Below are 13,349 nucleotides of genomic sequence, written 5' to 3'. Positions count from 1 at the left end.
GCTTACCCGCCCATTTCAACTATTACTGCGCCGAGTGCAATCAATGCCATCAACGCAATGCGTCTGGGGCCGACAGTTTCTTTCAGCACCAGCCAGCCGATGAGTGCTGCGAAAACGGTGGAGGTTTCGCGCAGGACCGCCGCCTCTCCGACCTTGTCCAGTCGCGTGGCGAGCATGATGGCACCGAAGGACATCGGCGCGATGATGCCGCCCGCGAACCCGCGAAGCATCAGAGGTCCAAGCGCAGGGCGGTGGATCATTGCGCGGTATCTGAGCGCAGCATAGATCGGCATCGCGGCCCCGTCGATCATGAAGAACCACGCAAGGAAGGTGAACGGGTCGGCCGTAGCGCGGATACCGTAGGCATCATAGGTCGTATAGAGCGCCACGAAGAGGCCCGTGACGACCGCTAGCACCAGCGCGATTTGCAGCGTATCACGATTGGCCTCAAGGTAGCGCAGGTTATAGGCGGCAAGGCCAAAGATGCCCGCGAGAAGCGTCGCTACTCCTAGCCATTGGATGGCCGAGAAGGTTTCACCGAACAAAAGATAAGCTCCGATCACGGTGAAGAGCGGGCCAGTACCGCGCACGACCGGATAGACAACGGTATAGGAGCCTTTGGTGTAGGCCATCGCCTGCAGTACCTTATAGCCGATATGGATCAGCCAAACGACGCCAAAGATCGGCCACATGTATGGTTCGGGCCATGGCACGATAAAGAAGGCGAATGGCATCGCCATAAGGCAGTAGCAGGCATCGATCGCCCCGCGCGACATCCACGGGTCGTGGCGACCTTTTTGCAGTGCACCGAAAACCGCATGCAGAAAGGCCGCCATCAGCGCGAGGGCGAGGGCGAGTTGGTGGCCTGCTTCGGTGCCTTCGAGGGAGATCAGCCAGTCGCTCAAATCGGGGCTTTCGCTTGGGCGGAGAGAGTGGGGGGCTGTCTGCCCCCCACGCCCCCCGAAGGTATTTTCGGCCAGATGAAGGGGCGGATCAGGATTGTAGGCCCGTCAGGGCGGCGGCGAATTCTTCGGGATCAAACGGGGCGAGGTCGTCGATTTGCTCACCGACACCAATGGCGTGGATCGGAAGGCCGAACTTGTCGGCGAGGGCGACCAGCACGCCGCCTTTGGCTGTGCCGTCCAGTTTGGTCATCACGAGGCCCGAGACATCGGCCAGTTTGCGGAAGGTTTCGACCTGACTGAGGGCGTTTTGCCCGGTGGTGGCGTCCAGCACCAGCAGAGTGTTGTGCGGTGCGGTGTCGTCAACCTTGCGGATGACGCGGACGATTTTGGCCAGCTCTTCCATCAGGTCGGCGCGGTTTTGCAGGCGGCCTGCGGTGTCGATCATCAGAAGGTCAGCACCTTCGCTCTGGGCCTTGGTCAGTGCATCGAAGGCGAGCGAGGCAGGGTCGGACCCTTCGGGTGCCGTCAGTACGGGCACGCCTGCGCGGTCACCCCAGACCTGCAGCTGTTCGACGGCGGCGGCGCGGAATGTGTCTCCGGCGGCGATGACGATTTTCTTGCCGGCGGCTTTGAACTGGCTGGCAAGCTTACCGATTGTCGTAGTTTTGCCCGAACCGTTGACGCCAACAACCAGCACCACTTGCGGGCGTTTGGGGTAGATCGGCATGGGTTTAGCCACGGGTTCCATCACGCGGGCAACCTCCTGCGCCAGCAGCTGTTTGATTTCCTGGGTCGAGAGTTTGCGACCAAAGCGGCCCTCGGCCATGTTGGACGTAACGCGCAAGGCGGTGTCGACGCCCATATCCGAGGCGATCAGAAGCTCTTCGAGTTGCTCCAGCATGTCGTCGTCCAGCGTGCGGCGGACAACGGTCTTGGATTCATTTCGGCCAAACAGGCGACCCATCAAACCCTTGGATTCTGGAACCTCTGGGGGTGGAGGCGCCGGTGTGGGATCAGCCGGGATCGGAGCGGGAGGCTCGACCGGTTGGGGCGCGGGCGTGGGTTCCGGCACTTCGGGAACCGGTTGCGGTTCGGGTTCAGGTTCGGGGATCACCGGATCAGGATTTGGGGTTTCCTCGCCGCCATCCTCGACGATTGCATCCAGCCCCTCTTCGAGGCGCGATGAGGATTTGAACAGCTTGTCCTTGAGCTTTGAGAAAAACGCCATTTTTGATCTCCGCAGGTGTTCCCCTCACCTAATGTGGATTGAAGGCAGTTGCAAAGGGTCAGGTGAAGGCGATCAGAAACCCGGCTTGGGCCGCCCAGTAAAGCGGCCAGACCAGATAGGGCGTAAGCTTCAGGGTCGGGTGATTGGCAGGTAGCAGGAACTTTTCAGTCGCAAGCGCCAGGTCCGAGGCGATGAAGGCCATTGCGGCGGGAAGGGCCCAGCGTAAGGCTCCAGTTTCGGGAAGGGCAAGAACGGTGATGCCCATGCCCAGGATGATTGGAATATAAGCGAGGACGGGTACTTTGAGGTCTCCGGCGCGGGGGGTGAGCAGCGTGGCCATAACGATGCCCAGGATGATCAGGGACCAGAAGATCGCGGGGTGGTCGAAGATCTGTTCAGGGTTGCTGCTGGGGCTCGTCAAAAATAAGGCGATATAGGCCAAATGCCCCGCAGCAAATGCACCGATGCCTGCCATGAATGTGCTGTCGGTTTCGCGTGACAGAAGGGCATCGCCTATCGCGCAGAAGGTAAGGGCGAGGATCAGGAGCCATGGCGCGCTTGCCAGTATGGCGACGCCTGCCAGCAGCACGACCGATGCTGTTTTCAGCATGCTACGCAGCGTGCCGGCCGGGCGCGCGGTAAGTGGCAGGTAGGTCAGCGCGCAGGCCGCCGCAATCCAGAAAAGAAGTGTCGTCATGGTGCGTCCCCGATGTTTTTGAGGCAATCATCGCCATGATCTCGGCGGTGCATCAAGGCGTGACGTGGAGTTATCTTGCCGATCGTCGCGATGTGGAAAGGTTGAATGGCACTTGTGGGCTGCTTCTGACACAGTGTGGTCATGATCCGAATTTGCTTGATTCTGCTGACCCTTGCCTCACAGCCCGTTGCGGCGCAGTCGCCTCTGACGGGGTCTGAATTCGATGCGTATACGCGTGGAAAAACCTTGTACTACGGGTTCGATGGGCAGGCCTACGGAGTCGAACGGTATCTGCCAGACCGCCGAGTCATCTGGTCATTTCTGGATGGCAATTGCATGAACGGAGTTTGGTACGAGCAGGAAGATCAGATCTGTTTCATCTATGAGGATCAACTGGCGCCGCAATGCTGGGTGTTCTGGCAATCCGGGGGCGGTTTGATCGCGCAATTTGAGGGCGACCCGACCGCGACCGAGTTGTACGAGGCCGAGGATATTGGCGAAGAGATGTTGTGCTACGGACCGGATGTCGGGGTCTGAAATGGTCGCAGGTCTTGATAGTCCAGCATGACGTGATGTTGAAACGCGGGCCTTTCGGTTAGCCGTTCATAGTATCGACGCAAATGCGGTAACGGTGCGCGGACGATGTCGATATCGTAGTAGCGGTAAAGAACGTGGCCGAACTGTATATCCGCCAGTGTAAAATGCTCACCCGCAAGGAACGTGTTTTGGTCCAGCTCCTTGTCTGCGATTGCCAGTTTGATTTCCAAATCGCTGACAGCCCGACGGATCGCTGTTTGATCCTGCTGTTCAACGGGTGTTCGCACAATTTGCCAGAACACCGGAACGGTAAACGCCATCGCCACGTTGAGTTTCGCCCATTCGGCCCATTTGTCGATCGTGGCGCGCCGGGTAGGATCTGAAGGCCAGAATGCCTGATCGCCATATTGGGTGGCCAGATATCGCAGGATGGCGCCGGTTTCCCAAAGCGGTGGGTTGTCGCCATCTTGCAGGACGGGGATGGTTTTGTTTGGGTTCAGTGCCCGAAACGCTGCAGTGTCCAGCCCGCCGAAGCGATGGCCAAGATCGTGACGCTGGTATTCTAGGCCAAGCTCACCCACGCACCACATTAGGGCCTGAACGTTCGAGGATGTATTACGGCCCCAGATCGTCAGCATCGATCAGAACAGCGAACCCTGATCGGGCGGCGCTTGTTTGGGTTTCTTGGAGGGGGCTTTGTCCGATGCTCCGGTCTTTAGGCGACCATCGGCGAACTCGATCTCAAGCACAGTGTGACCCGAGGCCTGAGATTTGGTTGTGATGACCTCTCCTTCGGCGCGCACGACGGCGTAGCCACGCCCGAGCGTCGCTTTGTAGCTCAGCGTTTCACGTAGGCGGTCGGTGGCGTCCATCTGCTGGCGGAGGCGGTCCAGCCGTGTGGATTGCGCGGCGTTCAGGCGATCGGTCAGTCGGTTGAGGGTATCGCGCCGTGTTTCCAATTCGCGCTGGATCGGGCGCATTGACAGGCGCGAGGACATGTTGCGCCAGCGATCGCGGCGGGTTTCGACAAAGCTGCGCAGGGTCGAGGGGCGCAGACGCGCCGCACTGTCCAGCAGTTTGACGCGGCGGTTCTGAACACCCCGGATCAGCGCGTTGGGCAGGCGTTCCGAGATTTGGTCGAGCCTTTGGCGCGGGCTTTCCAGCAGTGTATCGGGGCGGGGCAGGGCTCGGGACAGGTCGCGCAGACGCTGGCTGCGGCGTTGCACGGCATCCGTGGAGGCGCGCGACAGGCGGGCCCCTTGTTCGTTGGTCCAAGCCAGCAGTTCCATGCGGACCGGTACGGCAAGTTCGGCAGCGGCGGTTGGCGTAGGCGCGCGGCGGTCCGAGACATAGTCGATCAGGGTGGTGTCCGTCTCGTGCCCGACGGCCGAGATCAGCGGGATTTCTGAGGCTGCAGTCGCGCGCGCGACGCATTCTTCGTTGAAGCCCCAGAGGTCTTCTATGGACCCACCGCCGCGCGCGACGATAATCAGGTCGGGTCGCGGGAGGGCCCCGCCCGGTGTGAGTTGATTGAAGCCTTCGATGGCGCGGGTCACTTCGGGGGCACAGTTTGCCCCCTGAACCGCGACGGGCCAGATCAGTACTTTGCGCGGGAACCGATCACGCAGCCGATGCAAGATGTCTCGGATCACCGCACCGGAGGGCGAAGTGACAACGCCGATGATCTGCGGCAAGTAGGGCAGGGGTTTCTTGCGTTCAGCCGCAAACAAGCCTTCGGATTCGAGCTGCTTTTTGCGCTTTTCCAGCAATGCCATCAGCGCGCCTTGCCCGGCGACGGCGACTTCATCGACATTCAGGTTGTATTTCGACTGGGCTCCAAAAGCTGTCAGGCGCCCGGTGACGACAACCTCGAGACCTTCTTCGGGAACAACTGAAAGACCAGAAATCTGCCCTTTCCAAGTTGTGCAGGCCAGCACGTTCCGGTCGTCCTTTATGTCGTAATACAGATGACCCGAGCGGGCCTTGAACACGCGGCCGACCTCACCACGCACACGGATTCGACCAAAGGTGCCCTGGAGCGTGCGCTTCACCTCGCCCGAGATGTCCGAGACAGTGTATTCGGGGGTGTTCTGACCCGGAATCGGGTCATCTAGCAGGTCGGACATTTCAGCGCCTTGTGTCAAATCTCTGCGCAGCTTAGAACGCCGCGCAGGCAAGGCCAAGCAGATCGGAGCGTTTCATGAATATCCTCATTCTCGGCAGCGGTGGACGCGAGCACAGTCTGGCTTGGGCGGTGATGCAAAACCCCAAATGTGATCGCCTGATTGTGGCGCCGGGGAATGCCGGGATCGCCCAGATCGCAGAGTGCGCGGCGTTGGATATCGAGGATGGCGGTGCTGTGGTCAACTTTGCCGAGGAAAACGCGATTGATTTCGTGATCGTTGGCCCAGAGGCGCCTTTGGCTGCGGGGGTTGCTGACCGGCTGCGGGAAGCGGGTGTGTTGGTTTTCGGGCCCTCGGCAGAAGCGGCGCGGTTGGAGGCCTCAAAAAGTTTCACCAAGGAAATCTGTGACGCATCCGGCGCGCCGACGGCGGCTTATGCCCGGTTCACCGAGGCAGGGCCAGCCAAGGAATACATCCGTGCGCAGGGGGTCCCGATTGTGGTCAAGGCCGATGGGCTGGCTGCCGGCAAGGGCGTGATCGTTGCGATGGACGAGCAAACCGCCCTGGACGCGATTGACGACATGTTCGGCGGAGCTTTTGGTGGCGCGGGGGCCGAAGTGGTGATCGAGGAGTTCATGGAGGGCGAGGAGGCGTCTCTGTTCGTGCTCTGTGACGGAGAGGATATCCTGTCGATCGGCACAGCGCAGGATCACAAGCGCGTCGGCGAGGGCGATACCGGGCTGAACACAGGGGGTATGGGCGCCTATTCTCCGGCCCCGGTGCTGAGCGCCGAGATCGAGGCCCTTGCGATGGATCAGATCGTGCGCCCGACGGTCGCCGAGATGAAGCGGCGCGGGACACCGTTTCAGGGTGTGCTCTACGCCGGTTTGATGATCATGGATGGTCAGCCCAGGTTGGTGGAGTACAACGTGCGGTTCGGAGATCCCGAATGTCAGGTACTGATGATGCGCCTTGGCGCTCAGGCCATGGACCTGATGCACGCGGCGGCCGAGGGTCGCTTGGCTGAGACGCGGGTGAACTGGGCCGACGATCACGCCATCACGGTCGTGATGGCGGCAAAGGGGTATCCTGGTTCTTATGAAAAAGGCACTGTGATCAACGGCCTGGGCGATCTGGCCGAGGATAGTAGCAACATGGTATTCCACGCGGGGACAAAAGCGGCTGAAGGCAAGGTTCAGGCCGCGGGTGGCCGCGTTCTGAATGTGACTGCGCGTGGGGAAACGCTGAAAGACGCACGCGACCGGGCGTATGACATGGTTGAAGGTGTTGATTGGCCTGAAGGGTTCTTCCGTCGCGACATCGGCTGGCGCGCGCTTTAACTCAGTAGTCGGGCTGCGCCCGGCTTGATGATTTCGGGGCGAGGGGCCAGCCCCTCGCGCTCCCCGAGGTATTTATGGCCAGATGAAGATCGGATCAGCACTTTAGTGCGTTGGCCAGATCTTTGAGACTGTTGATTGGTCCGAGGTCTTTTTGTCGCCAGCCTTTGCTGTACGAGACGCCTATGATCCGCGACCAGTCGGCGCTGGCGAGGATCAGCTCAGGGTGCGTTTCGCATTGGCGCAGACCGCCTGAAATAAAATCTTCTCCGATCCTGTGATTGGTAAGGCCAGGGATTGTCGCGATTTCAATGAGTTCACCGTCTTTGTAACGCCAGATGCGCAGAGTTTTCGCAAGGTGTGGGCGGTCGACATAGGCGATCTCGACATGTCCATCACCATCCAGATCGGCGGCACCGATGGGGGCGAGCCAGCGGTTGCGCGTGCCGATATGGGGGGTGGCGGCGATTTTTTGACCATTGACGTCATAGATCGCCAGTTGAGCACCCGTATGCTGCTGGGTCTCTACAACGATGACTTCGGGCAACCCGTCCTGATCGATATCGGCCAGGCGTGGGGCAAGATCTTCGAATACGCGGTCTTCAGGCAGACGTATTGTAACGGTCGAGCGTTTGGAGCTATCGACTTTTCGCCGCGCCGCCGAGGAAAGACTTGTACCGACGCCGATTTCCAAAGCACCGTATTCGATGGCGTCGCCAAGCACCCCATGGGCGTAGCGTGTTGTTGGTTCCGTGAAGCGAGCAAATACTTTGGTTTCGCCGCTGGCTGCGGGCATATTCCCCGTTAGCCAAATGCAAACCATCAGAACAGCGCCACGCGCCCGACGGTGCCAAAGGCGGTTGGGCTGACGCGGCGCATCAGAGTGCATCAGATCTGCTTTTCGGGCATCTGCACAACCAGACCATCCAGCGCGTCGGTGACCTTGATCTGGCAGGTCAGGCGCGAGCGGGCCGGGTCGGGTTCATAGGCGAAGTCAAGCATGTCTTCTTCCATGTCGTCCTTGGCGGGGATTCTCTCGACCCAGTCAGGATGAATATAGACGTGGCAGGTCGAGCAGGCGCAGGCACCGCCGCAATCGGCCTCGATGCCGGGAATGTTGTTGTCACGGGCCCCTTCCATGACTGTCAGTCCGTTGGCGACCTCGACTGTATGTTCGGTACCGCCATGCTCGACATAGGTGATCTTTGCCATTGCGTGCGTCTTCCTTTTTCGGTTGTCGAATTCTTCCTTAGTGAAGCGAGTTAAGTGTTTCTAGAGGGAATTGCGACTTGAACGGTCGCGCATGAATGTTCTTATCAACAATATTGTAATTGAGCCTGCGCCGATGTCAGAGGTTTTGATCGATCTCGTGGACCATGTGCAGGTGCACACCTATTCCATATTCGTCGTCCAATACGGGCACGCGCGTTTCAATTTCGACGTTAAATCCAATATGCTCATAAAAACTAACGGCTTCATTGTTGGCGGCTACGTCAAGGCATATCTGATTGCACTCGCCCGCCAAAGCTCGTTTTGTTGCTACTTCAAAGAGTTGGCCGGCAATACCAGTGCCCTGCATATCTGGACTCACGGCGAATTCGAGAATGTAGTAGGAGTTTTGACGCGGGGCAGGAAACAACCGATCCATCCAATGCAAGGCAGATTTTAGATGAAGCGCTTCATCTTCGCCAAGAGCATTAGCCTGATTATCCACGGAAAAATCGAAATTCGCAGAATACTCTTCGTCTGTATGCCCAATAAGGAGACCCGCAACCTTGTCGTGTTGCATGGCCGTAAAGGCATGTTTGTGTGAATACAAACCCTGTTGCGCAGGCCATTCCGTTCCGATGATCTTGTGCAAGACATCCATTTTACCAAACATGTAGCCGTTTAGTTTTGGATCTGTGCTCCAAAGAAGATCGGCGAGAGTCTCGGGCGGAACAGATTTAGAAGCCTATTGTACTATCGCAGTCAAAAGTCTCTCCTGATTCTAGCATCCAGAAAATATGACTTACGATCCAAACATACCCCCTGCTTACCGTTTAAACAAAACGTCCTGTGATTTCTGGTCCCGATGATCCCCGCGCAGTTCTGCATGTAAGGCTCGGCCTGCCTGCACGCTGGGTCGGGCGCTCATCATGTCCAGCCAGCGGGTGAAATGCGGTTTGTCCTCAAGCACCTGTTGCTGGCCTTCCCATAGGCTGGCCCAGCCCCAGATCGACATGTCGGCGATGGAGTAGAAATCGCCGGCGACGTATTCGTTTTCGGCCAGCCTGCGGTCGAGTACGCCGTAGAGACGCCCGACCTCACTGCGATAGCGGTCTTTCGGATAGGAATGGTCTTGTGGCGGGTCTAGATGTGGAGCGTATTTAAGGAAGTGATGCGCTTGGCCGGCCATCGGGCCTACGCCGCCCATTTGCCACATCAGCCATTCCTCGACTGCGATCCTGTCACGTTCGGTATTGCCGTAGAATCGCCCGGTCTTGCGGGCGAGGTACATCAGGATCGCGCCGCTTTCGAACACCGAAACAGGCGCGCCGTCAGGGCCATCCGGGTCAACGATGGCGGGCATACGGTTGTTAGGCGAGATCTTTAGAAATTCGGGATCGAACTGGTCGCCCTTGCCGATGTTGATTAAGTGGGTTTTGTAGGGCAGCTCCATCTCTTCCAGAGCGATGGACACTTTCCAGCCGTTGGGCGTGGGCCAGAAATAGAGATCAATCATGGGGCCTCCTTGAGTTTGGGCGATCATGAAGCTTTCTGCACAAACGGCAAGAGCGCGCCCGGCCGTGTTACGAAAGCGTGACCGGTGATCAGTCGGGCTTGACGTGTTCCGGGGCGGGGCGTAAACGCATCTTCATTCATGTGGCGATTTGTTACCGGATTGCGGGCCACGTTAAACAACACCGCTAAAAGGTCAGGATGAAAGACCCCTTTCGCTTGGCCGCGTCTGGGGTTTTTTGTTTGCCTCCAATGCGGGGCTGAAAGGAATGAGATGAGCGAGAGCTGGAACAAACGCACCCAAGCCGTCCATGGCGGCGTCCGTCGCAGTCAGTACAATGAAGTTTCTGAGTCGATCTTTCTGACGCAAGGGTTTGTCTACGAAAACGCCGAGCAGGCCGAGGCCCGGTTTATCGAAAGCGGCCCGGATGAGTTCATCTATGCCCGCTACGGCAACCCCACCGTGTCGATGTTCGAGCAGCGTATCGCAGCTTTGGAAGGCGGCGAGGATGCGTTTGCCACCGCTTCAGGTATGGCCGCTGTGAACGGCGCGCTGACTTCGATGCTGCAGGCGGGCGACCATGTGGTTTCAGCCAAGGCGCTTTTTGGGTCCTGTTTGTATATCCTCGAAAACATCCTGACGCGTTATGGCGTTGAGGTGACCTTTGTAGACGGCACCGATCTGGACGCGTGGGAGGCCGCGATCCGGCCTGACACCAAGGCAGTGTTTTTTGAATCCATGTCGAACCCGACGCTTGAAGTGATCGACATCACGTCCGTGTCGAGGCTGGCCCATGCGGTGGGTGCGGTTGTAATCGTGGACAACGTGTTCTCGACACCCGTGTTCTCGCGCGCGATCGAACAGGGAGCCGACGTGGTGGTCTATTCGGCGACCAAGCATATCGACGGGCAGGGCCGGGCGCTGGGCGGCGTGATCATCGGCACCAAGGAATTTATCCGTGGCACGGTCGAGCCTTACATGAAGCACACCGGCGGTGCGCTTAGCCCGTTCAACGCTTGGATCATGGTCAAAGGTCTTGAAACTATGGCCCTGCGCGTAAACGCCCAAGCCGACAGCGCGCAGAAGATTGCAGAAGCTTTAGAAGGGCATTCTGCACTGGAGCGGACACTGTATCCCGGGCTGAGAACCCATGCGCAAAACGCGTTGGTGCAAGAGCAGCTGGGCGGCAAGGGCGGCACGGTTCTATCGCTGGACATCAAGGGCGGCAAAGCGGCGGCGTTTGCTTTCCTGAATGCGCTGACGATCCCTGTGATCTCGAATAATTTAGGCGATGCCAAGTCGATCGCAACCCACCCGGCCACCACAACGCACCAGCGTCTGAGCGACGAACAACGCGATGAGTTGGGTATCACGCCGGGCCTGATCCGCCTTTCGGTGGGGCTGGAAGATGCCGATGATCTGCTCGCGGATATCGAACGCGCTTTGGCCGCCTCGCAGAGCTAGGACAGCGCCTATGACCCATGATCAGGCGGGTGTGATCCGCCTGATCGGGCGCTTTTGGTTGAAAAGTGACGGTTTTTTCCATCTAATTTCGATCCGGGATGATATTTGGCGCGTATCGTTCCGGACTGGTAATTAAACCTCGGTGGTATATAACCGTCGGCCTAGCAAGGGATCCGTGCCAATGAACATTCATCCGCGCGACATCAACGAGACACCCGATCACGATCAGGCCGCAGCAGCGCTCAAGGTGCTGCGCGAATGGGCGAAATCAGCCTCGGCGGCCGAGATCAGTCAACTGGACCCGGCCATTGCGCAGCTTGTCCCGGGGCTGTTGCCGTCAAACTATCCAGCCCTGTCGCGCGAATATCCCCAAGGGTTCGAGGCGGATGCAGCCTACAAGGCCACATTGCCGGATCTGCAAAACGGTCCGTCCAGCCTGATCCGGGGTTCGAAGCAGCAGATCCAGCATGTCGGCATCTCGAATTTCCGTCTGCCGATCCGGTTCCATCGCAAAAGCGGTGCCGAGCTGACACTTGAGACCTCGGTCACCGGGTCTGTCAGCCTTGAGGCCGAGAAGAAGGGCATCAACATGTCTCGGATCATGCGGTCCTTCTACAAGCACGCCGAGCGCACCTTTAGTTTTGAGGTGATGGAGGCAGCGCTGAACGACTATCTGACTGATCTGGATAGTTTGGATGCGCGCATACAGATGCGGTTTTCCTATCCCGATCGGATTGAGAGCCTGCGTTCGGGCTTGTCCGGATACCAGTATTACGACATCGCGCTGGAACTGGTTGATCAAGGCGGAGAACGTCTGAAGATTATGCATCTGGACTATGTCTATTCGTCCACATGCCCTTGTTCATTGGAACTTAGCGAACACGCGCGCGCAACCCGCGGGCAGTTGGCGACGCCGCATTCCCAGCGCTCGGTGGCGCGGATTTCGGTGGTTATCGATTGCAACGCCGATTGTCTGTGGTTCGAAGATCTGATCGCGCTGTGCCGCCGCGCGGTGCCGACCGAAACTCAGGTGATGGTCAAGCGCGAAGATGAACAGGCCTTTGCCGAACTGAACGCGGCCAATCCCATATTCGTGGAAGATGCCGCGCGTCTGTTCTGCGCCGAGCTGCAGGCCGATCATCATGTCGGCGATTTCCGTGTGATCGCCAGCCATCAGGAAAGCCTGCACAGCCATGATGCGGTCTCGATTCTGACCGAAGGTCCAACCTTCGAATCCGCGAGCCTGGACCCGCGTTTGTTCACGACGCTGTTTCATGTGGGCTGATTGACCCCGCGGAAGCTGCTGGAAAAACAGTCAAAAATCCTGCATGGGCGCTTTTTTGCCGCAATGCAGCAGGAAATGCTGCATCTGCACCTTGAATTGCGCTAGATTGTCCCCGAGTGCAGCTGCTGCGCATCCGCAAAAACCGGGACGCGCAGCCCGAAAGGAAACCGGGACGTGCAACGCCTTGGACCGCCAACCTGCAAATCCGCCCGGACGATTGGGGCGGGCGGGGTCCTTTACTCATCTACCCGCTGCCTCGGTTTTATCAGGAGAGACATGCAATGAATCCGATTACTCAACCGCTTGAGTTTCAGGCAGCGGCCATCCGGATGGCCGGTTACGCAATGGCCAGTCAGATGGAGATCATGCAGATCATGACGCGCGCGGCCTTTGATCTGCCGATGGTACCTCTGCACGGACTGAAGACAGCCGAGGCACCCGCACCGGTTGCCCGCAAAGCGGCGACCCTAGCAACGCGAAAACCAGCAAGACCGGCTGCAAAAGCCAAGGTTGCAGCAAAGCCTAAAGCCGCGCCGAAACCCAAAGCAGCACCAAAGCCAAAGGCGGCGGCTAAGCCTGCGGCGGCACCAGCGCCGAAAACGGCGGCTCCTAAGGTTGCGGCCGCTGCACCCAAGGCGGCCCCGGACGCCAAAACGGCTGTGAAAGCAGCACCGGCGAAGGCCAACGTATCTGCGAAACCCACCTCGAAAGCGGCCAAGCCAGTATCAACGGCGGCCAAGCCGGTTGCGGAGTTCAAATCTTCAGCACAAGCCAAGGCGCAACCGGCAGCCGCAGCGCCGAAAGCATCAGCAAACACGGCAAAAGCGGCGCCCAAGGCACCTGCGGTAGCTAAGCCCGCCCCGGCCAAGCCCGCCCCGGCAAAAGCTGCGCCTCAGGCCAAAGCGGCTCCGAAACCTGCCGCTGCAAAACCTGCGACGAAGAAACCCGCAGCTGCGTCGGCTGAGCAGGCCAAACCGGCACCGCGTCGTGCACGCGCCCCGTCGAAGCCACCCGCGATGCCGGGCGTTGAGATAAAATCCGACAGTTAACA

The 13,349-nt window shown here is 58.9% G+C and carries 14 protein-coding genes and 1 riboswitch; of the genes, 5 read left to right on the top strand and 9 right to left on the bottom strand.

The window, feature by feature from the left end; all coding sequences use genetic code 11:
- Positions 1-2: 2 nt before the first annotated feature.
- The 3 genes from ACR0NM_RS07440 to ACR0NM_RS07430 all read right to left on the bottom strand — a co-directional run bounded on the left by ACR0NM_RS07440 (position 3) and on the right by ACR0NM_RS07430 (position 2,830).
- Positions 3-905, bottom strand: coding sequence for a DMT family transporter (locus ACR0NM_RS07440; RefSeq protein ID WP_170404938.1), 903 nt, complete (start codon positions 903-905; stop codon positions 3-5).
- A gap of 88 nt (positions 906-993) precedes the next feature.
- The gene (gene ftsY, locus ACR0NM_RS07435) at positions 994-2,133 is read right to left on the bottom strand and encodes a signal recognition particle-docking protein FtsY (protein ID WP_480613847.1); all 1,140 of its coding nucleotides are present in this window, start codon (positions 2,131-2,133) and stop codon (positions 994-996) included.
- 58 nt (positions 2,134-2,191) lie between these two features.
- On the bottom strand, positions 2,192-2,830 hold the full coding sequence (locus ACR0NM_RS07430) for a lysoplasmalogenase family protein (protein ID WP_480613845.1): 639 nt from the start codon (positions 2,828-2,830) through the stop codon (positions 2,192-2,194).
- Between the two features lie 141 nt (positions 2,831-2,971).
- Here ACR0NM_RS07430 and ACR0NM_RS07425 point away from each other — a divergent pair, with 141 nt between their 5' ends.
- Complete coding sequence (locus ACR0NM_RS07425; protein WP_170393540.1) at positions 2,972-3,367, top strand: hypothetical protein; 396 nt, start codon at positions 2,972-2,974, stop codon at positions 3,365-3,367.
- Here the strand turns inward: ACR0NM_RS07425 and ACR0NM_RS07420 are convergent.
- Positions 3,343-4,005: a glutathione S-transferase family protein gene (locus ACR0NM_RS07420; RefSeq protein WP_170465498.1), complete on the bottom strand. Its 663-nt coding sequence runs from the start codon at positions 4,003-4,005 to the stop codon at positions 3,343-3,345. The two genes, ACR0NM_RS07425 and ACR0NM_RS07420, sit on opposite strands and share 25 nt — an antisense overlap.
- 3 nt (positions 4,006-4,008) lie before the next feature.
- Positions 4,009-5,493, bottom strand: a complete 1,485-nt coding sequence (xseA, locus tag ACR0NM_RS07415) for an exodeoxyribonuclease VII large subunit (protein ID WP_480613843.1) — start codon at positions 5,491-5,493, stop codon at positions 4,009-4,011.
- Between the two features lie 74 nt (positions 5,494-5,567).
- Here xseA and purD point away from each other — a divergent pair, with 74 nt between their 5' ends.
- Positions 5,568-6,830 (top strand): phosphoribosylamine--glycine ligase, encoded by a 1,263-nt coding sequence (purD, locus tag ACR0NM_RS07410; protein ID WP_480613841.1) that lies wholly within the window; start codon positions 5,568-5,570, stop codon positions 6,828-6,830.
- Between the two features lie 94 nt (positions 6,831-6,924).
- Here the strand turns inward: purD and ACR0NM_RS07405 are convergent, their stop codons facing one another.
- From ACR0NM_RS07405 to ACR0NM_RS07390, 4 genes are all read right to left on the bottom strand, one after another.
- On the bottom strand, positions 6,925-7,716 hold the full coding sequence (locus ACR0NM_RS07405) for an FG-GAP repeat domain-containing protein (RefSeq protein WP_480613839.1): 792 nt from the start codon (positions 7,714-7,716) through the stop codon (positions 6,925-6,927).
- On the bottom strand, positions 7,716-8,039 hold the full coding sequence (locus ACR0NM_RS07400) for a 2Fe-2S iron-sulfur cluster-binding protein (RefSeq protein WP_170393530.1): 324 nt from the start codon (positions 8,037-8,039) through the stop codon (positions 7,716-7,718). The genes ACR0NM_RS07405 and ACR0NM_RS07400 overlap by 1 nt, the downstream gene beginning before the upstream one ends.
- A 136-nt stretch (positions 8,040-8,175) precedes the next feature.
- Entirely contained in the window at positions 8,176-8,709 is a 534-nt protein-coding gene (locus ACR0NM_RS07395; protein ID WP_480613837.1) for a GNAT family N-acetyltransferase, read from the bottom strand.
- Between the two features lie 153 nt (positions 8,710-8,862).
- Positions 8,863-9,552, bottom strand: coding sequence for a glutathione S-transferase N-terminal domain-containing protein (locus ACR0NM_RS07390; RefSeq protein WP_480613835.1), 690 nt, complete (start codon positions 9,550-9,552; stop codon positions 8,863-8,865).
- A gap of 130 nt (positions 9,553-9,682) precedes the next feature.
- Positions 9,683-9,760: riboswitch (SAM riboswitch) on the top strand.
- 62 nt (positions 9,761-9,822) lie between these two features.
- On the opposite strand from ACR0NM_RS07390, the gene metZ reads away from it, so the two are divergent.
- From metZ to ACR0NM_RS07375, 3 genes are all read left to right on the top strand, one after another.
- The gene (gene metZ / locus ACR0NM_RS07385) at positions 9,823-11,013 is read left to right on the top strand and encodes an O-succinylhomoserine sulfhydrylase (RefSeq protein ID WP_480613833.1); all 1,191 of its coding nucleotides are present in this window, start codon (positions 9,823-9,825) and stop codon (positions 11,011-11,013) included.
- 181 nt (positions 11,014-11,194) lie between these two features.
- The gene (gene folE2, locus ACR0NM_RS07380) at positions 11,195-12,298 is read left to right on the top strand and encodes a GTP cyclohydrolase FolE2 (RefSeq protein ID WP_170635548.1); all 1,104 of its coding nucleotides are present in this window, start codon (positions 11,195-11,197) and stop codon (positions 12,296-12,298) included.
- A gap of 281 nt (positions 12,299-12,579) precedes the next feature.
- On the top strand, positions 12,580-13,347 hold the full coding sequence (locus ACR0NM_RS07375) for a hypothetical protein (RefSeq protein ID WP_480613831.1): 768 nt from the start codon (positions 12,580-12,582) through the stop codon (positions 13,345-13,347).
- The last annotated feature ends 2 nt before the right edge of the window (positions 13,348-13,349 follow it).

This window comes from Ruegeria sp. AF2 (genome assembly GCF_056542025.1).
This window is presented reverse-complemented; position numbering and strand designations above follow the sequence as displayed.

What these genes read in the sequence shown, in the direction of transcription:
- ftsY (WP_480613847.1), bottom strand. Translation starts at nt 2,133, where the DNA reads ATGGCGTTTTTCTCAAAGCTCAAGGACAAGCTGTTCAAATCCTCATCG.
- ACR0NM_RS07430 (WP_480613845.1), bottom strand. Translation starts at nt 2,830, where the DNA reads ATGACGACACTTCTTTTCTGGATTGCGGCGGCCTGCGCGCTGACCTAC.
- ACR0NM_RS07425 (WP_170393540.1), top strand. Translation starts at nt 2,972, where the DNA reads ATGATCCGAATTTGCTTGATTCTGCTGACCCTTGCCTCACAGCCCGTT.
- ACR0NM_RS07420 (WP_170465498.1), bottom strand. Translation starts at nt 4,005, where the DNA reads ATGCTGACGATCTGGGGCCGTAATACATCCTCGAACGTTCAGGCCCTA.
- xseA (WP_480613843.1), bottom strand. Translation starts at nt 5,493, where the DNA reads ATGTCCGACCTGCTAGATGACCCGATTCCGGGTCAGAACACCCCCGAA.
- purD (WP_480613841.1), top strand. Translation starts at nt 5,568, where the DNA reads ATGAATATCCTCATTCTCGGCAGCGGTGGACGCGAGCACAGTCTGGCT.
- ACR0NM_RS07405 (WP_480613839.1), bottom strand. Translation starts at nt 7,716, where the DNA reads ATGCACTCTGATGCGCCGCGTCAGCCCAACCGCCTTTGGCACCGTCGG.
- ACR0NM_RS07400 (WP_170393530.1), bottom strand. Translation starts at nt 8,039, where the DNA reads ATGGCAAAGATCACCTATGTCGAGCATGGCGGTACCGAACATACAGTC.
- ACR0NM_RS07395 (WP_480613837.1), bottom strand. Translation starts at nt 8,709, where the DNA reads ATGTTTGGTAAAATGGATGTCTTGCACAAGATCATCGGAACGGAATGG.
- ACR0NM_RS07390 (WP_480613835.1), bottom strand. Translation starts at nt 9,552, where the DNA reads ATGATTGATCTCTATTTCTGGCCCACGCCCAACGGCTGGAAAGTGTCC.
- metZ (WP_480613833.1), top strand. Translation starts at nt 9,823, where the DNA reads ATGAGCGAGAGCTGGAACAAACGCACCCAAGCCGTCCATGGCGGCGTC.
- folE2 (WP_170635548.1), top strand. Translation starts at nt 11,195, where the DNA reads ATGAACATTCATCCGCGCGACATCAACGAGACACCCGATCACGATCAG.
- ACR0NM_RS07375 (WP_480613831.1), top strand. Translation starts at nt 12,580, where the DNA reads ATGAATCCGATTACTCAACCGCTTGAGTTTCAGGCAGCGGCCATCCGG.